Source organism: Streptomyces sp. NPDC037301, assembly GCF_055602785.1.
This window is the reverse complement of sequence record NZ_JBVJWD010000058.1, coordinates 1-23836: the sequence shown is the minus strand read 5'-3', so window position 1 is coordinate 23836 and position 23836 is coordinate 1. Positions and strand designations below refer to the sequence as shown.

Annotated in this window: 22 protein-coding genes; 15 read left to right on the top strand and 7 right to left on the bottom strand. The window is 69.1% G+C overall.

Annotated elements, in window-relative coordinates:
• The first annotated feature begins 32 nt into the window (after positions 1-32).
• The 4 genes from ACZ7IB_RS42430 (at position 33) to ACZ7IB_RS42415 (ending at position 4732) form a co-directional block, all read left to right on the top strand.
• The gene (locus ACZ7IB_RS42430; RefSeq protein WP_470920191.1) at positions 33-1466 is read left to right on the top strand and encodes a chondroitinase-B domain-containing protein; all 1434 of its coding nucleotides are present in this window, start codon (positions 33-35) and stop codon (positions 1464-1466) included.
• Positions 1467-1593: 127 nt separating this feature from the next.
• Positions 1594-3021, top strand: a complete 1428-nt coding sequence (locus ACZ7IB_RS42425) for a chondroitinase-B domain-containing protein (protein ID WP_470920190.1) — start codon at positions 1594-1596, stop codon at positions 3019-3021.
• 211 nt (positions 3022-3232) lie between these two features.
• Entirely contained in the window at positions 3233-4006 is a 774-nt protein-coding gene (locus tag ACZ7IB_RS42420) for a sugar phosphate isomerase/epimerase family protein (protein WP_470920189.1), read from the top strand.
• A gap of 90 nt (positions 4007-4096) precedes the next feature.
• Positions 4097-4732, top strand: coding sequence for an SGNH/GDSL hydrolase family protein (locus ACZ7IB_RS42415; protein ID WP_470920187.1), 636 nt, complete (start codon positions 4097-4099; stop codon positions 4730-4732).
• Between the two features lie 176 nt (positions 4733-4908).
• Here ACZ7IB_RS42415 and ACZ7IB_RS42410 read toward each other — a convergent pair whose 3' ends face one another.
• Positions 4909-5337, bottom strand: coding sequence for a TIGR03668 family PPOX class F420-dependent oxidoreductase (locus tag ACZ7IB_RS42410; RefSeq protein WP_470920186.1), 429 nt, complete (start codon positions 5335-5337; stop codon positions 4909-4911).
• Positions 5338-5416: 79 nt separating this feature from the next.
• A complete protein-coding gene (locus ACZ7IB_RS42405; RefSeq protein ID WP_470920184.1) occupies positions 5417-6241 on the bottom strand; it encodes an LLM class F420-dependent oxidoreductase in 825 nt (274 codons plus the stop codon).
• Positions 6242-6686: 445 nt separating this feature from the next.
• Here ACZ7IB_RS42405 and ACZ7IB_RS42400 point away from each other — a divergent pair, with 445 nt between their 5' ends.
• Both ACZ7IB_RS42400 and ACZ7IB_RS42395 read left to right on the top strand, forming a co-directional pair.
• Positions 6687-7415, top strand: a complete 729-nt coding sequence (locus ACZ7IB_RS42400; protein WP_470920213.1) for a glucose 1-dehydrogenase — start codon at positions 6687-6689, stop codon at positions 7413-7415.
• 193 nt (positions 7416-7608) lie between these two features.
• Positions 7609-8595: an LLM class flavin-dependent oxidoreductase gene (locus ACZ7IB_RS42395; protein ID WP_470920182.1), complete on the top strand. Its 987-nt coding sequence runs from the start codon at positions 7609-7611 to the stop codon at positions 8593-8595.
• A 199-nt stretch (positions 8596-8794) separates the two neighbouring features.
• Here the strand turns inward: ACZ7IB_RS42395 and ACZ7IB_RS42390 are convergent, their stop codons facing one another.
• The gene (locus ACZ7IB_RS42390) at positions 8795-9538 is read right to left on the bottom strand and encodes an SDR family NAD(P)-dependent oxidoreductase (RefSeq protein WP_470920181.1); all 744 of its coding nucleotides are present in this window, start codon (positions 9536-9538) and stop codon (positions 8795-8797) included.
• 136 nt (positions 9539-9674) lie between these two features.
• Here ACZ7IB_RS42390 and ACZ7IB_RS42385 point away from each other — a divergent pair, with 136 nt between their 5' ends.
• The gene (locus ACZ7IB_RS42385) at positions 9675-10268 is read left to right on the top strand and encodes a TetR/AcrR family transcriptional regulator (protein ID WP_470920179.1); all 594 of its coding nucleotides are present in this window, start codon (positions 9675-9677) and stop codon (positions 10266-10268) included.
• A 268-nt stretch (positions 10269-10536) separates the two neighbouring features.
• Positions 10537-10995 carry a hypothetical protein gene (locus ACZ7IB_RS42380; RefSeq protein WP_470920177.1) on the top strand — a complete coding sequence of 153 codons (459 nt, stop codon included), beginning with the start codon at positions 10537-10539 and terminating at the stop codon, positions 10993-10995.
• 29 nt (positions 10996-11024) lie between these two features.
• On the opposite strand, the gene ACZ7IB_RS42375 is transcribed toward ACZ7IB_RS42380, so the two are convergent.
• Positions 11025-11489 (bottom strand): ATP-binding protein, encoded by a 465-nt coding sequence (locus ACZ7IB_RS42375; protein WP_470920175.1) that lies wholly within the window; start codon positions 11487-11489, stop codon positions 11025-11027.
• A gap of 158 nt (positions 11490-11647) precedes the next feature.
• Here ACZ7IB_RS42375 and ACZ7IB_RS42370 point away from each other — a divergent pair, with 158 nt between their 5' ends.
• Together ACZ7IB_RS42370 and ACZ7IB_RS42365 are read left to right on the top strand one after the other, a co-directional pair.
• On the top strand, positions 11648-12511 hold the full coding sequence (locus ACZ7IB_RS42370) for a helix-turn-helix domain-containing protein (protein ID WP_470920174.1): 864 nt from the start codon (positions 11648-11650) through the stop codon (positions 12509-12511).
• Positions 12508-12753, top strand: coding sequence for a DUF397 domain-containing protein (locus ACZ7IB_RS42365; protein WP_470920173.1), 246 nt, complete (start codon positions 12508-12510; stop codon positions 12751-12753). Before ACZ7IB_RS42370 ends, ACZ7IB_RS42365 begins: the two co-directional genes overlap by 4 nt.
• Positions 12754-12836: 83 nt before the next feature.
• Here ACZ7IB_RS42365 and ACZ7IB_RS42360 read toward each other — a convergent pair whose 3' ends face one another.
• Together ACZ7IB_RS42360 and ACZ7IB_RS42355 are read right to left on the bottom strand one after the other, a co-directional pair.
• Entirely contained in the window at positions 12837-14024 is a 1188-nt protein-coding gene (locus tag ACZ7IB_RS42360) for an RCC1 domain-containing protein (protein ID WP_470920172.1), read from the bottom strand.
• A gap of 49 nt (positions 14025-14073) precedes the next feature.
• A complete protein-coding gene (locus tag ACZ7IB_RS42355; protein WP_470920170.1) occupies positions 14074-15285 on the bottom strand; it encodes an RCC1 domain-containing protein in 1212 nt (403 codons plus the stop codon).
• A gap of 458 nt (positions 15286-15743) precedes the next feature.
• On the opposite strand from ACZ7IB_RS42355, the gene ACZ7IB_RS42350 reads away from it, so the two are divergent.
• The 5 genes from ACZ7IB_RS42350 to ACZ7IB_RS42330 all read left to right on the top strand — a co-directional run bounded on the left by ACZ7IB_RS42350 (position 15744) and on the right by ACZ7IB_RS42330 (position 23185).
• Positions 15744-16289, top strand: coding sequence for a hypothetical protein (locus ACZ7IB_RS42350; protein ID WP_470920169.1), 546 nt, complete (start codon positions 15744-15746; stop codon positions 16287-16289).
• 64 nt (positions 16290-16353) lie between these two features.
• A complete protein-coding gene (locus ACZ7IB_RS42345) occupies positions 16354-17307 on the top strand; it encodes a hypothetical protein (protein ID WP_470920167.1) in 954 nt (317 codons plus the stop codon).
• A 27-nt stretch (positions 17308-17334) separates the two neighbouring features.
• Positions 17335-18720 (top strand): hypothetical protein, encoded by a 1386-nt coding sequence (locus ACZ7IB_RS42340; protein ID WP_470920166.1) that lies wholly within the window; start codon positions 17335-17337, stop codon positions 18718-18720.
• Positions 18721-18926: 206 nt separating this feature from the next.
• Entirely contained in the window at positions 18927-21365 is a 2439-nt protein-coding gene (locus tag ACZ7IB_RS42335) for a GTPase-associated protein 1-related protein (protein WP_470920164.1), read from the top strand.
• 176 nt (positions 21366-21541) lie between these two features.
• Entirely contained in the window at positions 21542-23185 is a 1644-nt protein-coding gene (locus tag ACZ7IB_RS42330) for a GMC oxidoreductase (protein WP_470920163.1), read from the top strand.
• Between the two features lie 54 nt (positions 23186-23239).
• On the opposite strand, the gene ACZ7IB_RS42325 is transcribed toward ACZ7IB_RS42330, so the two are convergent.
• A complete protein-coding gene (locus ACZ7IB_RS42325) occupies positions 23240-23719 on the bottom strand; it encodes a carboxymuconolactone decarboxylase family protein (protein WP_470920162.1) in 480 nt (159 codons plus the stop codon).
• Between the last annotated feature and the right edge of the window lie 117 nt (positions 23720-23836).

Sequence of the window (23836 nt, the reverse complement as noted above, 5' to 3'; positions counted from 1 at the left end):
CCCCGATCCACCACCACACTCACGGAGGCATCATGCAACGCCGCACGTTCCTCATGGGTACCGCGGCAGGGGCGGCGCTGGTCGCCGTCCCCACCGGCGGTCTCCTGACCGCAAGCGCGACGGCGGCCCCGGCCGCCGTCGGCTCACTGGACGAGCTCCAGGCCGCGATCGACCGGGCACGGCCCGGTGACCGGATCGTCGTCGCCGACGGCAGATACACCGTCCCGTCGGACAGGCCCGTCACCATCCGGAACAAGCAGGGCACCGAGCGCGCGCCCGTGACCGTCGTCGCCCAGTCCTGCGGCGGCGTCGTCCTCGACGGTGCCCACAGCTTCGTCTTCGACCGGTCCAGCCACATCACCGTCAGCGGCTTCTCCTTCCGTCAGAGCAACACCTTGGAGATCCCCGAGACCTGCTCGCACATCAGGCTCACCCGCAACGATTTCCGGCTCGCCGACATCGAGGGCGTGCACTGGGTGATGGTGCGTGCGGACGACAGCTCGGTCGACCACAACCACTTCCACGGCAAGAGCACGCTCGGCATCTACCTCGGTATCGAGGGCGCGGGCACGGAGGAGATGGCCCAGCGCGTCCACGTGTACCGGAACTACTTCTCCGACCACAGCTTCGCCGGGTCCAACGGCGGCGAGCCGATCCGGCTCGGCGTCAGCCCCCGGGCGCTGTCCAGCGCCCACGCGGTCGTGGAGTACAACCTGTTCGAGCGCTGCGACGGCGACCCCGAGGCGATTTCCGTCAAGAGCTCGGACAACGTCATCCGGTACAACACCATCCGCGACAGCTTCGGCGGGATCGTCCTGCGGCACGGCAACCGCAGCCGGGTGGAGGGCAACCATCTCGTCGCCGGCACGGAAGGTCTGCGGATCTACGGTAATGACCACCTGATCGTCAACAACTACCTCGCCGGCCTGGCCGGGCGGGCCCTGGTGATCGGCAGCGGTTCGGCCCGCGACCACCTGCCCGGCGAAACGCCCGAGGAGCGCCGCGGCAACGACGCACCCGACCGGGTCGTCATCGCGTACAACACCCTTGTGAACAACAAGGGCACGCTCTCCGGGGAGAGCCAGCGCCCGCACGAGCCCCGGGACGTGACCGTCGCCGACAACCTGCTCGTCTCGGACTCGGGCGAACTGGTCGCGATGGCGAACACCGTACGCTTCACCTGGTCCGGCAACATCCTGTGGGGCGCCGCCGCCGACGGCAACATTCCGGCCGGTGGCTACACCCGGATCGACCCGAAGCTGGTGACAGGCCCGGACGGCATCGCCCGGCCGGCCCCGGACAGCCCGGCGATCGACGCGGGCACACTCAGGCGGCCGCCCATCACCCACGACATCGACGGCCAGCCGCGTGGCCGGGCCCGGGACGTGGGCGCGGACGAGTACTCGAACAGGCGACCCGGGCGCCGGCCGCTGAACCCTGCCGACGTCGGCCCCTACGCTCGCTGAGCACACCCACGAGAGGGACAGCCGGCCCTGTTCGCCCCCGGCTGTCCCACCGCGGGTCACCGGTACGTCCAGCCGTGGGGGCCGTACGGATCCGGCCCGGTACGTCCTTGTCGCAACAGGAGGCATCATGCAACGACGCACGTTCCTCAGAAGCACCGCGGTGGCAGCACTCGCCGCCGTGCCCCTCACCACCTCGCTGTCGGGGAGCGCATCGGCGGCCGACATACCGGTCGGCTCCCTGGCCGAACTCCAAAGTGCGATCAACGGCGCCGCACCCGGCGACCGGATCGTGCTGGCCGACGGTACCTACACCGTTCCGTCGGGAGGCGCCATCGATGTCTCCGGCAAGAACGGCACCGGCGCCGCACCGATCACCATCGCCTCGAAGACCCGCGGCGGTGCCGTGCTGCGCGGCGAACGCAGCTTCGTCTTCAACAATTCGAGCAACATCACCGTCAGTGGCTTCGCCTTCCGGCAGAGCGCCACGATGGAGATCCCGGCAAACTGCTCGACGATCCGGCTGACCCGCAACGACTTCCAGTTCGCGGACATCGACGGCCTCTACTGGGTCGTCGTGCGGGCGAACGACTCGAAGATCGACCGGAACCACTTCCACGACAAGACCACCGCCGGCATCTTCATCGTCGTCGACGGCCCCGGCTCGACCGACATGGCCCAGAACCTCCACATCTTCAAGAACCACTTCTCCGACCACAGCTTCACCGGATCCAACGGCGGTGAGCCGATCCGGCTCGGCGTCAGCGGCCGGGCACTGTCCAGCGCCCACGCGGTCGTGGAGTACAACCTGTTCGAGCGCTGCGACGGAGACCCCGAGGCCATCTCGGTGAAGTCCTCCGACAACACCGTCCGTTACAACACCATCCGCAACAGCCGCGGTGGGATCGTGCTGCGCCACGGCAACCACTCCACGGTGGAGGGCAATTACCTGATCGGCGGCACCGACGGGGTGCGGCTGTACGGCAACGACCACCTGATCGTCAACAACTACCTCAGCGGACTGTCGGGCCGGGCCCTGGTGGTCGGCAGTGGCACCACCCGTGACCACAACTCCGGTGAGACGGCGGACGAAAGGCGGGGGAACGACGCGTGCGACCGCGCGGTGATCGTGCACAACTCCCTGCTCAACAACGCCGGCATGCTCTCGGGCGAGACCCGGGAGTTCGAGCCGCGGGACGTCGTCATCGCCGACAACCTGCTTGTCGGCGACTCCGGCAGCCTCGTCGCGATGGGGGCTACCACCGGCTTCACCTGGCAGAGCAACATGGTGTGGGGTGCGGCCTCCAACGGCAACATCCCGTCCGGAGGTTACACACGGGCCGACCCCCGGCTCAGTCAGGGATCGGACGGTGTCCTCCGGCTGTCGGCGGGAAGCCCGGCGATCGGCGCGGCCACGCTGGGCAGCCCGGCAGTGGTCGATGACATCGACGGCGACCAGCGCGGCAGCACGCGGGACATCGGTGCCGACGAGTACTCGACACTGCCAGCCCTCCGTCACCCCCTCACGGCTGCGGACGTGGGTCCGAACGCATCGTGAGCGGCCACCGGTGACGGGGCGGCCGGTGAGACGGTCCGCCCGGCCCACCGGCCGCCCCGGCCCACCGGCCGCCACCGTACGGCCCCGGGAAGGGCCACAGAAATGCCGCCGCGAGGCGACCGCAGAAAGGGAATGACGTGACCGTGAGGCGACAAGGCGTAGCGCGGCGAGCCGCGTTCCGAGCCGTCCACCGACCGGGTCGGGTGGCAGCGTGACCAGGTTGGGTCTGTGCTCGGTCACCTTCCGGCGGCTGCCCGCCGCCGAGGTCGCACGCCGCGCCGCGGACGCGGGACTGGAGGTGGTCGAGTGGGGAGCGGACGTGCATGCGCCTCCGGAGGACCCCGGCACTGTCCGCGCGGCCCGTGACGCTTCCGACAGGTACGGGCTCACCTGCTGCTCGTACGGCTCGTACTTCCGCGCCACCCCGGGCGAGCCGGCCGATTTCCCGGCGGTCGCTCGGGCCGCGGTGCTCCTCGGGGCGCCGCGGGTGCGGGTCTGGGCGGGCGGAGTCGGGTCGCGGGCCGCCACGCCGCAGGAGCGGCGCGGGATCGTGGCCGGCCTCCGGGAGGCGGCCGGGATCGCCGCGGACCACGGGCTGGAGCTCGCGCTGGAGTTCCATTCGATGACCCTCACCGACACCGTCGACTCGACTCTCCGGCTGCTGGACGAGGTGGGCGCGGACAATCTCCGCACGTACTGGCAGCCGCCGCTCGACGCTCCCGACGCGGAGGCGCTGGCGGGGCTCGCCGAGCTCGGCGACCGGGTCAGCGCGGTGCATGTCTTTTCGTGGTGGCCGGGCAATCGCCGACTGCGGCTGGCAGAGCGTGCGGACCTGTGGGCCGGGGTCTTCGACCTGCTGAAGGAGCGGCGCGTGGAGCTTGAGGCACTCTTGGAGTTCGTACCCGGCGACGATCCCGCCGTGCTGGCGCGCGAGGCCGCTACGCTGCGGCGCGCGGCGGCTCACCGACCCGGCTCTCCGGCGTAGTTGACCACAGGAGGCGGTCTGCTGGTGTACGCAACCTGCTGACGAGCGGCCCCCACCCCACCACACCACCCCGACGCCAGGACGGCAGACATGCGCATCAACGAGAAGGACACACTCCTGTTCATCGGTGACTCCATCACCGACGCGGGCCGCGACCGCACACGTTCCGCATCGCTCGGCAGCGGTTACGTCCAGGAGATCGCGCGGACCCTGCGCGCCCGGGCGGACGCCGGACCCGGCCCTGTTGTCATCAACAAGGGCCTCAACGGCAATCGTGTGTACGACCTCGAATCCCGCTGGACCACCGACGTCATCGACCACCGGCCCACTGTGGTCACGGTCAAGATCGGCATCAATGACACCTGGCGGCGCTACGACCAAGGGATCATCAGCCCGGTCGACGAGTTCGAGGCATGCCTCGACCGCCTCCTCGCGGACACCGCGCGCAAACTGTCCGCACGACTGGTCGTCATCACCCCTTTTCTGCTCCCCGTCACCTCCGACCAGAACGACTGGTACGAGGACTTGTCGCCCCGTACCGACGCCGTGCTTCGCGCCGCGCTGGCCAACGAAGCCCAGGTGGTCCGTGCGGACCTCGCCCTGCTCCGCGCCGCGGAGGAGAGGGCGGCAGCGGAGCTGGCCCCGGACGGGGTCCATCCAAGTCCCCTCGGTCACAGGCTGATCGCCGATGCCTGGCTCGCCGCGGTCGACTCTGTCCGCCCCTGACCTGCGACGGCAGCGGAGGACGCCCCAGGTAGGCCCGGACGGACGGTGTACGTGACTGAACAGCCGGGCAAAGCCCGGTGCGGGCGGTGCCGGCATGTCCGCCCGATACGTCGAAGTGCTGCCGCCTCCTGGATTTGAGGGGCCGAAGTGTGCTCGCACTCTCCGGCGACGTGCTGTCACGACGCGCGCCAGCCGCTCCAGCGCAGGACCGAGACCTCGACCACCGGTCCGCCGGGGGGCCGGTCGGCGTACTGCCGGTACTTCGCCGTGAGCAGGCCGATGCCGCGGGCCGCCTCGGAGGACCGGTCCGGTGGCGGGAGCACGCGGGCCGTGCCGTCGGCCCGCGCCCACCACAGGCAGTCCCAGTCCTCCTCGTAGTGGTCGGTGAGCAGGCAGACCGACGGGTTGGCGGCGATGTTGGCCAGACGTTTCAGCCGCGTCGTCCGCTTCGGCTTGTGGTCCACGGCCAGCATCACCGCGTCGCCGTCCACGGCGAACACCACCGGCACCAGGTGCGGGCGGCCCTCCGTGTCGGCCGTCGCGAGGTGGGCGATGCGCGCCGCGGCGAACCGTTCCCGCGCCTCAGCACTCGTCAGAGCAGGCATCGCACGTCTTCCCAACAGCCAGGGCGGTTACGGACTTTCGGATCGGTCCCGCTCCCGAAGTGCAGCGGTCTCGGGCGCCTCAGCGGTACCGGGCAGCGACTTCGGCCAGTCGGTCCAGGTACTCCAGCGTCTCCCGTTCCGGCATCGTCGGTACGTAGAACAACAGCCGCTCGACCCCCAGACCGATGTAGCCCTCGATCTGCTCGGGGTCGTCGGGAGCCGCGTACACCGTCACCGGCACTTCGCGGTCGGCGAGGGCGCGCAGCCGCTCGATCTGCGGACCGAGATCCTGCGGCGACATGCTGTTGGCCAGCCACGCGTCCCCGAGCTGCGCCACCCGTCGGAACGCGCCCTCGCCGCCGCCGACGTAGATCGGCGGATGGGGGCGCTGCACGGGCTTGGGCCAGGCGAAGACCGGATCGAAGTTCACGAACTCGCCGTGGAACTCGGCCTTCTCCTCGGTCCACAGCTCCCGCATGGCACGCAGCCGCTCATCGGTGAGCCGGCCGCGGGTGGAGGGGTCGGTGCCGTGGTTCCTCATCTCCTCACGGTTCCAGCCGACACCGACGCCGAGAATCACCCGGCCACCGGAGACCAGGTCGAGCGAGGCCACCTCCTTCGCCGTGATGATCGGGTCGCGCTGCGGGATCAGCGCGATGCCGGTACCCAGCAGCAGCCGCTCGGTCACCACACCGATCGCGGTCAGTGCCACGAAGGGGTCGAGGGTGCGGTAGTAGATCTCCGGCAGCTCGCCACCGCCCGGGTAGGGCGTCTCGCGGCTCGCCGGGACATGGCTGTGCTCGGCGATGAACAACGAATCGAACGTACGTTCCTCAAGGGCGGTTCCGAGCGAGGTCGGGCGGATGCCCTGGTCGGTGATGAAGGTCGAGACCCCGAATTTCACGACGGCTCCTCAAAGGGGCGAGTACGGGAAAGGGACTGGCGGCACAGATCCCTGACTACCCGCCCCGGGTGATCCCGCCCCCATCACCACCCGAGAGAACCATCGCGGAGCACGGTTCCGGGCCCGCGGTCGCAACCTCGCGCCGTGACGCAGAACGTCCAGGCCATCGATTACCGTCCGCTCCGACAGCCAAGCCCCCAGCGATGCTCACGACCTGGTCATGCGCCGACGCGTCCGCGCTGCTATTCGTCGCGCCGGTCGGCGCCACTTTCTCGGCCACCAGGTGCGGCAGACAACACCGCCCGGACCGCCGCTTGGCTGTTTAATTCGCCATTGGGCGTGCATGTATCGGCTCGGCCTGATCTTTCCGAATAATGATTGCTTCATCCGGGATGAACCCGGACCATCCGACCATCCGTATCCACCACTATCGGGAGCAGTGGCCATGGGCAAGCTACAGGGAAAAACGGCGGTCATCACCGGTGGCTCCACAGGGATCGGTCTGGCCACAGCAAAACTCTTCGTCAGAGAGGGCGCCTATGTCTTCATCACGGGCCGCCGCCAGAAAGAACTTGATGAGGGCGTGCAGGCAATCGGCAGCAACGTATCCGGCGTTCAGGGTGACGTCGCCGATCTGGCCGACCTTGACCGCCTCTACGAGACCGTCAAGGCGAAGGGGCGAATCGATATCGTCTTCGCCAACGCCGGTCTGGCCGAGTTCGCTTCGCTGGAAGACGTCACGGAAGACCATTTCGACAAAATTTTCGACATCAACGTGAAGGGGGCACTCTTCACGGTACAAAAGGCCCTACCGCTCTTGAATGACGGTGCCTCCATCATCCTCACGGGCTCCGTTGCGAGCGTCAAGGGAACACCCGAGTTCTCGGTCTACGGCGCCAGCAAGGCTGCCATCCGGAATTTCGTTCGAGGATGGACGGTAGAACTGAAGGATCGCCATATCCGGTCCAACGTCCTCAGCCCTGGTCCGATCGAGACGCCGCTTGTGGCGGCGCAACCCCAGGACGCCATCGAGAGGATTGCGTCCACCATTCCGATGGGCCGCATGGGGGAGCCCGACGAAGTTGCCAAGGCGGCGCTTTTCCTGGCCTCGGATGACTCCAGCTTCGTCACGGGAATCGAACTATTCGTTGATGGCGGCAGAGCGCAAATCTGATAGTGCAACGGCGCATCCGACAATGTCGTTCAGTTCGTGGGCCCGTCGTGACCACCCGCGGACAGAGAGCATTCAGATCAGCCCCACTCCGCTGACGCCACACGTGCCGATCGATCACCCCGTCCAGCTCGGAGCCCCGAAGGCTTGAGCCTGCGAGGTGAGGAATTTCCTTCCTGCCCAAGGAGCCTGACCGATGGACATCTCCTGTCAGTTCGCCACATCCCTGCACTCGCCCGAACACATCGCCGTCGCGGATCAGTTGGGCTACCACCGCGCCTGGCTCTACGACACACCCTCCCAAAGTCCCGACGTGTGGGCGATGCTGGCGCTGGCCGCCGAACGCACCCGCCGCATCGGCCTCGCCCCCGGTGTCCTCGTCCCGACACTGCGCCATCCGATGGTCAACGCCTCCGGCGCCGCCACTCTCGCCGCCCTCGCACCCGGCCGCGTGGCCCTTGCCTTCGGCACCGGCTTCAACGGCACGCGCGCCCTCGGCGCACCCGCGGCCACTTGGTCCTATCTCAGCACCTACGTCCGAACGGTGCGCGGTCTGCTGCGCGGTGAGACCGTGGAATGGGACGGCGCCCCCATGCGCATGATGCATCCCGGCGCGAACGCACCGCAGCGCCCCATCGACATTCCGGTACTGCTCTCCGCGCTCGGCCCCAAAGGTCTCGCTGTCACCCGCGAGATCGCTGACGGCCTCTTCAGCGTCAACGGCGAGACCGCCCACGCCCACGAGTTCATCTGGGCCGCGCTGGGCATCCACGGCACCGTCCTGGGCGAGGACGAACCACTCGACTCCCCGCGCGTCCGCGCCGCCGCCGGACCCGGCAACGCTCTGGCCTACCACGCCGCCTACGAATTCGGCGGCGACCCCACCGCCCTGCCCGGCGGACAAGTCTGGCTCGACGCCATCACCGCCCATCCCCGAGCCCAACGCCACTTGGCCGTACACGACCAGCACCTCACCGACCTCAACGCGGCCGACACCGCTGCCTGGAACGCGGGAAGCTGGCAGGCCATCACCTCCACCACCGTCACCGGAGCCCCCGACCGCATCCGCGACAGGCTCAGCGCCTACGCCCGAGACGGCATCACCGAAATCTCCTACCAGCCCACCGGCCCCGACATCCCCGGCGAGCTCGAACGATTCATCGCCATCGCCCGCGACGTATAGGGACCGACGCGTCGCGCACCTCGTGCGCGGCGTGCACGGCAGCCCTCCGCAGATCGATGCCTCTGGTTGAGCGAGCCGGCCCCTGGGCGACATCGCGGCTCCGGGACGCGCCGAGCGCGCCCAGCCGCTGCGCGTCGGCCTCGAAGACAGGGCTGGAGCGCCTCGACCCAGAAGTGGGCGAGTCTCAGAGCCGGCGGGCTCAGATGGCGGTGCGGCCGCCGTCGACGGCGACGGTCGCGCCGGTGACGTAGCCGGCCTTCGGCGAGGCGAGGAATGCGACGACTTCGGCGATCTCGGCGGGTTCGGCCGCTCGCTTCATCGCGGTGGTCTCGGCGATTGCGTCGAACAGGTCGCGTGCCTCGGGCCGGGTGTAGACGGGGCCGGGGGCGACGGTGTTGAAGCGGATGCCGCGGCCGCTGTACTCGGCCGTCCAGCCTCGCGTCAGTGACGCCAGCGCGGCCTTGGTCGCACCGTACGCGGCGCCGTTGGCCAGGCCGAGGCTGCCGGCCATGCTGCCGATGTTGATCACGCTGCCCGATCCCTTCGCCGCCATGGCCGGGGCGAAGGCCGCCACGAGGAAGAACGGGGCGCGGACGTTGCCGGCGAACATCGCGTCGTAGTCGGAGACCTTCATCTCCTCGGTCGGTGCCCAGATGGCTTGCCCCGCATTGTTGACCAGGACATCGATCTCGCCGACCTCCGAGGCGAGCCGGTCGATGCCGGCCGGGTCCTCAAGGTCCGCCTCGACAAACCGCGCGTGGCCGCCGGCCGCGGTGATCTCGTTGACGGTCTCGGCGCCGCGCTGGGCGTTGCGGCCGGCCACGACGACGGACATTCCGTCGGCGGCGAGCCTCTTGGCGACCGCCCGGCCGATGCCGGACGTGGCCCCGGTGACCAGGGCAGTAATGGGGTGCAGGTCGGGGTTCGCGTGCTCCACAGACATGGGATGCACCTTTCCGAATTGTTCTCCGGACCGTCGGGTCCGGCTAACATCTCCAATCTAGACAGACCTGTCTGGATGCGTCAAGGGTAATGCGCAATCATTGAAGACAGACAGACCTGTCTGCTACCGTGTGGATATGTCTACGAAGGTGCTCTCACCGCAGGCACGCAGCGCGGCAGCGCGGGCGCGGCTGCTGGCCGCGGCCAACGAGCTGTTCTACGCCGAGGGTGTGCAGTCGGTCGGGATCGACCGGGTCATCGCACACGCCGGAGTCGCGAAGGCGACGCTGTACAGCGCGTTCGGCAGCAAGGACGGACTGGTCCGGGCCTACCTCCAGGCGCGGCACGCCGCGACCGCCGAGCGCATGGCACACGAGCTCGAAGCGCGTTACGACACCCCGAAGGAGCGCCTGGTCGGCGCGTTCGAGGTGCAGGGGCTGTCGTTCACCGAGCCGGGGTTCCGTGGCTGCGCGTTCATCTGCGCGAGTGCCGACGCCCCGCCCGGCGGTGTCGTCGAACACGCCGCGCGGGACTACCGCGTCTGGCTGCACGAGCTCTTCTACGACCTCGCCCGGCAGGCAGGCGCCAAGGACGCGAAGTCACTCGCCCACCAACTGGTGATCCTCTACGACGGCGCCGGAATCAGCGCCTGGCTGGACAGCAACCCCAGCGCCGAAACAGCGGCCCGCACCGTAGCCGCCGCCCTGGTCGACGCCGCCATCCCGGACTGAACCAGCCCACGTCGACCGCGATCGCCGACCCCCGATCCAGGCGACGGGCGTCGCAGGTGACCACAGGAGCAGCATGGGCAGCCCGCAGCTCGCAGCTCGCAGCTCGCAGATGTTCCCTCAATCTGCGGGTGTGCAACCGCAGGAAGTCGCATCGTCCCGGCTCAGAGAGCATCCGCTTCTTCATGTCCGGTCCCTGGAACGGACGTTGATCCGTGGATCGAGGCTTGGTTAGGCTGCGACCGTGCAGAGCCGGCGTTCAACGCGTTCGATGAATGACCAACTGTCCGTCATCGACAGCCTCAGCGCCCTGCCGTTCCCCGACCAGGAAGAGCAGCAGGGGGATGGGGAACGGTGGAGCGGCCCCGGATATCACCTGGCCGTGCTCCGGGAGAGCCAGGACTTCTGGGAGGACCGCAGTGAGGAGATCGTCGAGGCGGCCGAGCAGGCGCTTGAAGGCGATCTGGCGACGCTGGCTGCGGTTCTGACCGACCGCTGGGGTACCCCGGAGACCGTCGACCTGTGGCCGTACCTCGGACTCGACAGTCCCGACCCCGGGCTCGTGGCACCCGAGCCGTTGAGCTTCCTGTGCGGCGTCGCAGGCAGCATGCAGGTCTGGCGACCGGCCGCTCCCGGCCGGTGGCTCGCGCTGACCACCGGCCAGGCCGATCCCGAGTTTCCGCTCCAATTGCTCGCGGCTTTCGGTGAGGCGTCCTCACTGCCCGAGTGATTCGGGCGCGACGGGCGGTCCCGCGCCGGTCAGTACAGCAGGTCCAGCTCGGCGCGGACCGTCTTGCCCAGCGGTACGCGGTCCAGCACCCCCCACCGGTCGGCCAGTGCCTCGACCAGAATCAACCCGTGCCCGCTGCCGGAACCGGGCGGCGGCGGCACAAGTTCCCCCGGCTCCGGCGGGCGCTGCTCGCCCCGCGTATCGCTGACCTCGATGCGCAGGCCGCCGAGTGTCTGCGTGTCACCCGGCGCATGCGTCAGCCGCAACTCGAAGTCGCGGCCCGGCACCCTGCCGTGCGTTACCGCGTTCGCGGCCAGCTCGGCGACGATCAACGCCGCCGTCTCCGAAGCGTCACTGCGGTACGGGATGCCCCAGTCGTGCAGCACGTGGAGTGCGAGATGCCGGGCGAGCCTTGCTCCTCGCGGTGTGGAGCTGAAGCGTTGCGCGAACACACGCACGGTGAAAGGTGGTTGGGGAGTGGAGAGTGCTTCCATGCGCCCACCGTGACGGCCGGAACGCCCATCGGACCAGCTCAGCAACCCGTACGCTGAGTCAGCGTACGGGCGCGGAGCGTAGACAGTACGCGTAACAGCCTGTGACCATGGGCGAGTTGCGGACCAGGACAGGCGCAGGGCACGGGAGGTGGCCGGACATGACGGACGGTGTCGGCGAAACGGGTGGGACGACGGGCGCGAACGGGGAGCCGGAACCCTCGGACAGCCTGAAGGCGTTCGGGGAGGTCGTCAAGGTCTTCCGTAAACGAGCGCTGCTGACACAGGAGCAGTTCGCGCCACTGGTGCGGTACTCGGTACCGACGGTGGCCTCGATCGAACAGGGGCGACGGTTTCCGCCACCGGCTTTCGTCGACAGAGCGGAGGACGTGCTGGACGCTTTCGGGGTCATCAAGGCCGCGGCCAAGCACTTGTCGCGGCGGCCGGGGTTGGCTAGTTGGTTCCGGCAGTGGGCGCAGTTGGAGGCGGATGCGATCAGCCTCTACACGTACGAGTGCCGGGTGGTTCCGGGACTGTTGCAGACCAAGGCGTACGCCCGCTCCATCTCGTATGCCGTTCCACCGCTCCCGTCCGAGGACGAGATCGAACAGCGCGTCACCGCACGGATGACCAGGAAGGAGTTGCTGTCCACCAAGCGGAAGCCAGCCACTGACTTCAGCTTCATCGTGGAGCAGGCGGTACTGGTGCGGCACTCTGGCGGCGAGGAGGTGACACGAGAGTTGTTCGACCATCTGCTGGACCTGGTTGAGCATCACCCAAACGTAGAGCTGCAAATCATGCCTCTGCGGCAGCCTACGCACGCCGGACTCGACGGCCCTCTCCAGCTCCTGGAGACGCCGGACAACCGCTGGCTCGGGTACTCGGAAGGTCAGGACACGGGGCACTTCATTTCTGAGCCGAGGTCCATCAGCTTTCTCCATCAGCGATATGCCAAGATGCGCTCGCAGGCTCTCGCCTCAGAGGACTCCTTGAGCCTGTTGAAGCAATTGCGAGGAGCGCTATGAGCACAACAGACCTGGCCTGGTTCAAGAGCAGCTACAGCGGATCTCAGGGCGACTCCTGCGTAGAAGTCGCCCTCTCCTGGCACAAGTCCACCTACAGCGGCGGTTCCGGCGACTCCTGCGTAGAGGTAGCCACCTGCCCCACCACCGTCCACGTCCGGGACTCCAAGGTCGAGCAGGGCCCCCAGCTCGCCCTCTCCCCCGCCGCCTGGACCGGCTTCGTCGCGTACGCCGTGAACGGCTGACCGTTGAAGTGACGGGGGAACACTGGGCAGGGCCCTTGCCGCGCGCCGGGCAGGGGCGGCAAGGACGTAACCGCCGGCTCGGATCAGTACGCGAAGCTGGACTTGCCCAGTTCCGTCGTCGCGACGCGCAGGATGGCGCTACCCGCCGGAAGGACGGTCACCGGCTTTCGGGTGGGGTTGACGGTGCCGTCGCCGAGCTGCGCGTTGGCGTTGGCGCCCCAGGCGATCACCGAGCCGTCATCGCGGGCGGCGATGGTGTAGTCCAGCCCGCTCGCGATGTCCGTGACGCCCTGGAGGACATCGATCGGGACCGGAGTGGTGCGGTTGATGGTGGTGTCGTCGCCGAGCTGGCCGACGTCGTTCTTGCCCCAGGCGCTGACGCTGCCGTCGTCCAGGATGGCGAAACTGCTGTAGGTGTTGGCGGAGAGCTTGGCGACGCCTTCGAGTTGCTGGACGTCGACCGGGACGTTGCTGTCGGTCAGTGAGTCGTTGCCGAGCTGACCGAGGCCGTTGTAGCCCCAGGACTTGACGGCGCCGTCCGCCGTAAGGGCAAGGACGTGGTAGCAACCGACGGACATGGAGACGACGTCGGTGAGGTCCTTGACCTTCTGCGGAGTGTTGCGGTTGGTGTTGTCGCCGGTGCCGAGACGGCCATTGGCTCCCGCTCCCCAGGTCCAGACGGTACCGTCCTGGCGCAGGGCGGCACTGAAGTCGCAGCCCGCTCCGACGTCCTTGACCTTATTGAGGCTCTGCACCTCGACCGGGGTCTTCTGCACGCCGGCGGGGTCGGCGGCGGTCACCCCGTTGCCGAGCTGACCGCTGGCGTTGCTGCCCCAGGCGAGGACCCGGCCACCGCGTACAGCGAGGACGTGGTTCAAGCCGGCGTCCACCTCGCCGATGCCCGAGAGCCCGGCGACGGTGGCGGGGAAACTCTGGTTGGTGGTCGTGCCATTGCCGAGCTGGCCGGTGAGGTTGGCGCCCCAGGACTTCACCGTGCCGTCCTTGAGGAGGGCGACGGCGAACGTGTTCTTGTCCGCGTCACCGCCGCCGGACAGTTCCCGTACGTCGTCGCGGGCGATGCCCTGGGCGTCGGCGGGGGTCGGCTGGTTGACGATGCTGCCGTTGCCGAGCTGGCCGAGGTTGTTGATTCCCCAGCCACGTACCCATGGGTCGCTGGGGGCGGCGGCGTACGCGGACAGGGCGGCCGTGGCGAGCGCGGCCAGGGTCAGGGTCGCGGTGGCGGCGGTGCGCACCGTGCGTCGCTTGGTCATGCGGGGCCTCTCTGAGGTGAGTGAGGAATGCGGGGACGGGCAGCGGGGCTCAGTACGCGTACGTCGTGTTGCCGCCCAGCGACGCGGCCACGCCCTTGATCGCGGAGCCCTCGTTCAGGATCTTCACGGAGTCGAAGCGGGAGACGGTGGTTCCGTTGCCGAGCTGTCCCTCGCCGTTGTGGCCCCAGGTGACGACGTCGTCGGCGGTGACGGCGACTCCGTGGCGTGCACCGGCCGCGATGTGCTGGACGCCCTCCAGCCGGGGGATCTCGATGGGTGCGGTGTGGTTGGCGCGCGAGATGTTGTTGTCGAACGCCTCGTCGGTCTCCAGGAGCTGGCCGTACTGGTTGTTGCCCCAGCCCCAGACCTTGCTGTCGCTGGTGATCGCGTAGTTGTGGTTGGCGCCCGCCTCGATGTCGGAGACGTCCTCCAGCCAGTCGACGTCCACCGGGGACACGGCGGACTTGGTGGAGGAGTTACCGAGCTGGCCGTAGAGGTTGTAGCCCCAGGACTTGACGGTGTTGTCGACGGTCAGGGCCAGCGCGTGGTGGCAGCCCGCGTCGATCTTGGTGATGTTCTCCAGGCCCTCGACCTGACGCGGTACGGAGCTGACGGCGCGGCTGCCGTTGCCGAGCTGGCCGTAGACGCCTCGGCCCCAGGCGTACACCTTGCCGTTCTCCAGCAGCGCCAGGGAGAAGTCGCAGCCCGCGGAGATCTGCTTGACCTTGGGCATGCCCTGGACCCGGTCGGGGACGGCCCGGCTGTCGCCGGTGCGGTTGTTGCCGAGCTGGCCGTAGGAGTTGTCGCCCCAGGAGAAGACCTGGCCGCTGGTGTCGAGGGCGAGGGCGTGCTCGCCGCCCGCCGCGATGTCCTTGATGTTGCTCAGGCGGGGCACGAGGGTGGGGACGGGCTGGTCACTGCGGCCGCCGTTGCCGAGCTGTCCGGCGGAGTTGTTGCCCCAGGACTTGACGGTGTTGTGGGTGCGGGCGAGCGCGAAGGAGTCTGCGGAGGAGGTTCCGCCGGCCGAGATCTGGCTGACGTCGCCCCGGAAGAGGCTGGTGACGGAGGCCGGGCTGAGGCTGTCCGTCATGGTGCCGTTACCGAGCTGTCCGGTGCGGCCGGCTCCCCAGGCGAGCACGGTCGGGTTGCCCTCGTCGGCGGCGGCGGGGGTGGTGGCCGGAACGGCGGTCAGCGCGGCGGCCGTCACGGCGACGGCGGTCAGGGCGCGCAGGCGCAGCGGGCGGCGCGTGGAACGGGACATGAGGGTCCTTCGATTCGGGGGATGGGTGAGGCGCGGGGCGGGTCCGGGGCGTGACCGGCCGGCGGGCGTGGGATGCCCGCGGCAATGCCCGGCGGACCGGGTCACAGCCGCCGCGCTCTCCTGAAGAGTGACCGACCAAGATCGTTAACGCGAGCCGAAACGGCACTGTCCACCCGAGCGACGGGCCGCTGTATGGGTTAGGGGGCAGAACGCAGGCGGGTTCGGGCAGCGTTACGGGGTCGGGCGGACCGGTCGCCGTCGCCTCGTCGGGTTCCCCGGGTCCGGGCGCCACTACGCCGATACGGTGAGGTTGCCACCGCACCCGTAACTTCCGTGTGTCCTCGGCGTCTTCGGGCCGGACTTGGGTAGCTTCGGCCATGCGCTCAGTGATCTTGGTGGCGATTCGCGCCCCGCCCTGGGCCCGTTCCCTCTCACCCCACAGATGCCCTGGAGCCCCCGTGCGTCCACTGCTGCCTGCCCACCGTCGCCGCCCCGTTCTGCGGGCCGCCGTGCTCACATCCGCCCTCGCCCTGTCGACCGCCCTGCCGGTGTTCGGGCTCGCCTCTCCCGCGTACGCGCAGTCCGTCACCGCCGTCCGGGGCGCCGCTCCCGCCGAGGAGTGCAAGCCGGACGACCAGGCGTGCAAGGACCGTGAGGCCAACGCCAAGGAGGCGGCAGAGATCGAGAAGGCGCAGGAGAAGAACCAGGCCGCGGCGGACCAGGCGGACAAGGACATCAAGGCGGCCGGCGACAAGCTGGAGGAGTGCCCGCCGGGGTCCGCCTCGTGCATGGCGAAGCTGAGCGGCAAGGGCGAGCGCGAAGAGGACGGGATCTCGGGCATGACCGGGACCATCGACTCGTTCAAGCCCGACCCGTCCGACAATGCGGCCTCCGCCGTCGAGACCACCTGTGCGGACTTTCCCGCTTCGCTGCCGGCGGGAGCGGCCGACGACAGCCAGTCCGCCTTCCCCGTCTCGCAGCTCTGCTCCCTGCTCGGGTCCTGAGCACCCCGCTCCCCCCGCTCCCCGCTCCCCCGTGGCTTCTCGCCACAGCCGGAAGGAACTCCTCATGCCCAAGCGCGCCCTGCGCCGCTCCACGCTGGTCCTGCCCCTGATCACCCTCGGCCTGATCGCCCCGCTCGCCCCCGCAATGGCGGACGAGAGCCGGGGAGGCGCGGAACAGGTGCCCACCGCCCGTGCGTTCACCGCCGACAACCGGGCGGCGAAGGTCAGTGAGGTCCTGAAGTACTGCGAGAAGAACAAGGCCAGGCGAAGCGCCTGCACGTTCAAGATCGACCCGGCGAAGGACCGGGAGTTCGCCACCGCCGTCAAGTCGCTGGGCAACGCGGTCGTCAACTGCACGGTGGATGAGATCAACGTGGACCGTACGGTGACATTGCGCACCAGCAGCACCGACAACATCGGCGGCGAGATCTCCGGCAGTGTCACCGCCACGGGCACCGTCTCCGCCACCGGCGAGGTCTCCACCAACCTCGCCAACGAGACGAGCATGACCAACACGACGCCCAACATGAAGGAAGGACCCACCTCGACGAACGGCAACAAGACCACCGTCACCGGTGGAGCGAAGGCATCCGGCACCCTGACAGCCGCACTCGCGTTCCAGGCCGCCTTCAAGGCGACGTACTCCAAGTCCTGGACGGTCGACAACACCGAGACCACGACGTACAAGACCACCGTCAAGCCCTACGACATGCTGGTGTTCGGTGCGAGTGCGGCCATGCGGCGGGTGGTCGGCAGCCTGGTCACCGACCGGGGCAAGAAGATCACCGGCATCGCGGTGGACAGCCCGTCCATGGTCAACAGCAGCACGTTCGTGGCCCAGACCTACCCCGTCCCGGACAGCATCTGCGGGCGTAAGCGGCCCGCCCAGAACACGGCGGGCGACGACGACAACACCCGTTCCGCACAGGGTGAGTTGCGGGATGTTCCGGCCGAGGGTCTGGTACCGCGGGGTGCCCTGCCCGAGCGCGAGGACGCCCTGCCGCCCGCCCAGCACTGACCCCCGCCGACAGGAGCAGAAAAAGTCATGACTCTCCCTCTTCGCACCCTGGCCGCCGTCGGCGTCGCCGGGATCGTACTGTCCCCCGCGCTGGGAGCCGCTCCGGCGGGTGCCGCAGCCGCGGCCGGTTCCCAGACCGTCCCGGTCCTGAACGGCGACTTCGCCGACCCCGCCATGACGAACGACGGCCCCACCACCGTCGGCATCGACTTCTGGACCGGCTCCAACCAGCGCTATTCACCGGCCGCTTCGGGCCGCACCGACCATGCTCACGGGGTCGCGCTCCAGAAGGACGGCAACACGCTGCGGCAGCGGCTGCGCGGGGTCCGTTCCGGGGCCAGGGTCACCGTCAGCTACGAGGACAGTCCGGCGGTCTCCAAGGAATGCACCCCCGAGCAGGTGGCGGACGGGCAGCCGTACACCGTGGAAGGCTCCGGCGGACCGGTCACGCCGGTCACCACGGCGGGCGACCCGGGCCGCATCAAGGGCAAGGCGGGGCCCGGCCGTTGGGCGCAGCGGACGTACGAGTTCACCGCCACGGAGAACGAGCCGCTGCTCACCTTCACCTCGAAGGTCACCGACACCCGTACTCATGTGACCTGTTCGCCCATGGTCACCAAGGTGCGTGCCGTGGAGGTGCCGCCCGCGCTGGACAAGACGGTGGCCAAGACGAACCTGGAACGCTCGGAGGCGTACAAGGGCAACGAGCGCGAGAAGACGCTGCACAACGCGGCCGCCGCCTGCAACGGCGAGAACGCCTGCACCTTCCGGCCCGACACCCGTATGTCCTTCCGCTACTACGACCAGGCACGGGTGGTCGGCGAGGCTTTCATCAACTGCACCCGGAATCCGCTGGAGCACACCCGGGTCCTCACCTACGCCGAGCGCAGCCACGACAGCATCTCGCAGACGTATGTGGACGCGAACCTCGCGCTCTCGGAGGTCGCCAGGCTGCCCACCACCGGCGACCGCACGGAGGACGAGAAGCGGATCAAGGAGCGCCCGATGGCGACGCAGTTCGCCCTCGCCTACGAGAAGGGCTGGCAGCGGCCCTGGCAGTGGTTCAGCAGCGACCGGCGGGAGATCGTGGAGAAGATCCAGCCCGGTGAAGTGAGCTGGGTCGAGATGCAGCCGAGCCGGGAGCGGGTCGAGGGCTGGTTCCTCAGCGGCAAGGACGACTACCGGCTGCACGCGGTCATCGACGGCGCCTCGCGTGCCGTACCGGACCGCATCCTCCAGCGCACCGGCCCCATGTCCGAGGCGGAGAAGCAGCGTTGTGCCGCATCCCGGCCGATGACCAGCACACCGGTGGGTGCGGACTCGGCGGCATCCTCCGCCGACAAGGGCCAGCTGAACGTCGGAACCCCGACCGCGCCGGGCGTACGGGCGCTGCGAACCGTCCCGCTGGGCTGAACGCCTCAACGAGGGTTGCCCGGGTGACCTTCCGGCAGGGTGCATGCGGGAGCGGTGTGCCTTGATAGCGTCGCTCCCGCGATTGCGGACCGCTCCCCGCCGGGGTCGTCGCTGCGCCCGGACGGCCCGCCCTCGACGGACGGCCGACGGAGCGGGCGTGCTGACGGTACGGGGACGTTCGCGGCAAGGACGAAGAGGGCCGACGCATGAGCCTCGCGCAGTTGCACTACACCTCTGCCTCTGCGGGGGACGACGGGGGCGGCGCACGGTTCACTGCGGTCAGCGCCGGTATACCCACGCCGGTGCTGGCCGAGGCCGAGCAGCTCCTCGGCTACGAGCCGCCGGCCGGGGCCCCGTACCACCCCACGACCGCTGAACTCCGGTCATTCCCCGAGGCGTTCAGCTTCAGCGCGCTGTCCGACGGCAGCCATCTGCTGAGCCGTACGGTAGCGCTCGGCGGCTCCGGCGCCGGCCGTTTCCACGCGCACGCGGTGCATCTGCCGGCCGGTACCGGGCTGCCGGGCGACGTTCCGGCGATCACGGCCTGGCGGTCGCCGAACTGGGCCTCCACCACACCGCACGGCGGCACGCCCGGCCGAATGGCCTCCCTGCCCGCCTCCGCCGCCTTCGGGCCGGAGGCGCTGAACGACTTCGCGGTCTCCCGGAGCCCCTGGCTGGCGGCGGTCTTCGCCGACCTGCGCCGGACGAGCGAGGAATCGTCGTCGACGCGAGTGGTCCTCGTGGAGCGGCAGAGCGCCGATGTGGCCCGGTGGATCGCCCTGGCCGGGGCCGTACTCCCGCCGGAGAACGCGCGGCGGCTGACCTTCACGACCTACACGCGCCGTCCGGCGCAGTCTCCGCACCAGGTCGTCGGAGTGCTGCCGCAGGACGTACCGGAACCGAACGGCTCCGACAACGGACTGCGGGTGCACACCTGCACCGGGCCACGCCCGGAAGGACCGGTGGACGACACCTGGGCCGAGACCTGCGCCCGGATCTGGCGGAGTCGGTCTCCGGAGCTGTTCCGGGCGGCGGCGGAGCTGCCCGGAGAGCCCTTCGCCGCCGGGCCACTCGCCGTCACGGCACTCTGCGCGGGCGTCGCGCTCGGCCCCGCCGAGCGTGCCGCGGCGGCCGACTGGGCCGCCGAACGGCCGTACGCGCTGGACGAGGAGCGGACGCGGCTGCTGACCGACGCGCTGACCGCCCCCGGCGTCGACCGCACGAGCACCGAACTCGCTTGTGTGGCACGGCTGTTGACCGCACTCGATGGGCGGTCGCCCGCCGCCACGACCGCATCGCTCGCCGCTCTGCTGGTGACGGAGGCGGTACACGGAGGCGATGTCACACTCGAACCCCCCGCGCGCTCGACCTTCGCCGAACCGGCCGGGGAACGTGCCTCCGCCGCACTCGTCACGGCCCTGGGCGACGACCTCCGTACCGAACTCGCCACCGGTGCGCCCGCCGTGCCCACCGCGCCCGGCCGCAGTGTGGCGCGCACCGTGCAGCTGCTGCGGATCGCGCGGCTGCTCGACGTGGACTGCGCGGACCTGCTCCCCGATGTCGTACACCGGATGGCCCGGTCCCTGCTGGACGAAGGGGCGGCCGGCTGCGGGCCGGTGCTGCTCGACCTCCTGGACGAACAGTTCGATGTCCGTACCGCGCTGCTGGGCGAGCTGGACCGGATCGCCCCGCACGATCCGGCGGGAACAAAGCGGCTGCTGACCGGTGTCGCCCTGCCGTTCACCGGGACGCAGGCGCTGCCGCATCTGCGGATGTGCGCGGCGGCACCGGACGCCAGGGCGGGCGGCGGCGACCGCGTGAAGGTGCTGCACACGGTGCTCCGCGCCGGTGGAATGTCACCCTTCACCGAACCACTGGTGCTGCGCACGGCGGTGGGGCTGGTCTGGGGCGAGGACACGCCCACCACGGGCGAGGCGCGGCTGCTGCTCGGCGGGACCACCTCCGACGCGCACCGTACGGCCGGTACGTGGTCCGTTCTCGTCGCGGCGGCGCTCGGCGCCCCCGCCGACGACGAGGAGGCCCCCGAACTCGCCCATGACCTGCTGCGCGGCTTCCCGCAGGAGATCGACGCGCGGGTGCGCGGCGCCCTGCTGCTCCTGGATTTCGCACGGGGCATACGGTCGGGGGCGGCGGAGCCCGGCTGGGCGGAACGGGCCCGGAAGCTGTGCGCCGGGGCCGAACCGGTGGAGCCGGGCGTGCGCGACCAGGCGTTCGGCGCCCTGGCCGGGAGGCTGCTCGCTCCGGACCGGCCCGAGGCCGAGCTGTACGCGTTCGTCCACAGCGACGACGCGGGCCTCATCGCGGCCTACGGCAGGGCTGCCCGCCAGGACACGGTCCTCGGCCGGCTGCGTTCCGAAACCGCCTATGTGGCCGACTGCTTCACCGTCTGGAGCTCCCACCCGCATGCGGGCCGCGCCTGGAACGAGACCCGGGCGGCGCTGCTGGAGGAGGTGCTGCGGCCTGTGGTGCGCGGACTGTCCGCCGGTGAGGTGGCGGCCGTGGAGGAGGCCGCCGAGCGTACGGGCAGCAGCCGCACGGCGGAGGCGTTCCGGGCGTGGAACCGGCCGGGTGGCTTCGGCAGACGGCTCGGCAGCAGGCTGACGGCACGGGTGCGGCGGTCGTAGCCGAGCTCAGGACATCAAGAGGTCGCGAGTCCTCGGGCAACCCGCGGGCGTCAGTTGTGCCGGACCGTGCTGCCCGGAGTCCGTGATCAGGCAGAAGTTACCTATAAGTATCTAGTGACTTTGCGCGCAATCGACAGTAGAACCTGCTTCACTCTGTCGAGAGTGAAGGACGCCACATGAGTGACACCACCATGCATGATGCTGGATCCAAGAGTGTCTCGCGTCGAAGGTTCATCGCAGGAACCAGTTCTATTCTGGGAGCCATGGCTCTCATCGGCCACGCCGCCCCGGCTCAGGCGAAAGCTGTCTCCACTGCGGCTCCGATCGACTCCGGGACCCATGTCCCGGCCCTGGTGATCGGCACCGGATACGGGGGCTCCGTCGCCGCCCTGCGTCTCGCCCAGGCCGGCGTCGACGTACACATGATCGAGATGGGCATGGCCTGGGACACGCCCGGCCCGGACGGCAAGATCTTCGCCAACACGACCCAGCCGGACAACCGGTCCTACTGGCTCCGCACCAAAACCAAACAGCCCCTCAGCAACTTCCTCGGCTTCCCCATCGACAAGGACATCTCCCGCTACACCGGGATCCTGGACGCCGAGGAATTCGGCGGCATCACGGTCTATCAGGGGCGCGGTGTCGGAGGCGGTTCGTTGGTCAACGGCGGCATGGCGGTCACTCCCAAGCGCGAGAACTTCGGCGCCATCCTCCCGTCGGTGAACGCCGACGACATGTACGACGTCTACTACCCGCGTGCCAACGCCGGGCTCGGGGTCAACACCATCGACCCGGCCTGGTTCGAGACCGCCGAGTGCTACCAGTACGCCCGGGTCGGCCGTAAGCAAGCCCAGCGTTCCGGCTTCCCGTTCGTCTTCGTTCCCACCGTGTACGACTGGGACTACATGAAGCAGGAGGCGGCCGGTACCGTCCCCAGATCGGCGCTGGACGGCGAGATCCTCTACGGCAACAACTACGGTAAGAAGTCGCTGCCGAAGACCTACATCGCCCAGATCAGGGCCACCGGCAAGGTCACCATCTCTCCACTGCACAAAGTCGCCTCGGTCGCCCCGGCGGCCGGTGGCGGCTACACCGTCGTCATCGACCAGATCGACACCAACGGGGACACCACGGCCACCAAGTCCGTGACCGCGGACAAGGTGTTCTTCGCGGCAGGCAGCGTCGGCACCAGCAAGCTGCTGGTCACGCTGAAGGCCACCGGAGCGCTGCCCCGCCTGAACGACGAGATCGGCAAGGGCTGGGGCGACAACGGCAACGTCATGTGCGGCCGCGCCAACCACCTGTGGGACCCGACCGGCAAGGTCCAGGCGTCCATACCCACGGGCGGCATCGACAACTGGGCTGCTGGTGGTGCGTTCGCCGAGGTCGCGCCGCTGCCCACCGGGATCGAGACGTACGCCTCGTTCTATCTGTCGATCACCAAGAACCCGAACCGAGCCGAGTTCTCCTGGAACGCCGCGACGAGCAAGGTCGATCTGAGCTGGCAGACCTCCTGGAAGCAGCCGTCCATCGACGCGGCCAAGACGATCTTCGACAAGATCAACAAGGCGGAGGGGACGATCTACCGCACCGACCTCTTCGGCACCTACAAGATCTGGGGCGATCACCTCACGTACCACCCGCTCGGAGGCGCGGTGCTGAACAAGGCCACCGACAACTACGGCCGCCTCCACGGCTACTCCGGCCTGTACGTCATCGACGGCTCGCTGATCCCCGGCAACACCAGTGTCAACCCGTTCGTCACCATCACCGCGCTCGCCGAACGGAACATCGAAGAGATCATCGCCGCCGACCTGTAACGGTGAGATCGAAGCCCGGGGCCGGGCGGGCTCACCGAGCGGCCCCGGACCACTTCAGTGCCCGGGCAGCGCGCACACGGTGTCGAGGCCCAGCACATGGTTGAGCCGGCCGAACGCCAGCCACGAGCCGATGCTCATGCTCAGCTCCACGATCTCGGGCTGGCTGTAGTGCGCGGTCATCCGAGTCCAGAACTCGTCATCGAGGCCGTGGTGGTCCAGGGCGTACCGCTCGGCGTACTCGGCGGCCAACCGGGTCCGGTCGTCGAAGGCGTCAGTGGTGCGCCACTGGACCACCGCGTCGGCGAACTCCTCCTCGACCTTCGCTCCGTCCCGTTCGGTCCGCCAGTCAAGGCAGAAGATGCACCCGTTGATCTGTGCGATCCGCAACCGCGCGGCCTCGAACTCGCGTAGTCCGAGGGTCGTGTGGGCATACACCGACATCGAGAAATTCGCGGCGGCGATCCCGATCCCGGGGATCATCTCCCCCCACACGTACTCGATCGCATCCTTGCCTTCGGGGATATCGATGTTCATCGGATTCCTCCGTGGATACTCCGCCCTTCAGGGCGGAGAGGAAACGGACTCCTGCGGAGCAGGGCAAGGAGCGGAGTTTCGCCCCCAGAGCGAAAGACCGTGCTGTGACCCGCAGAT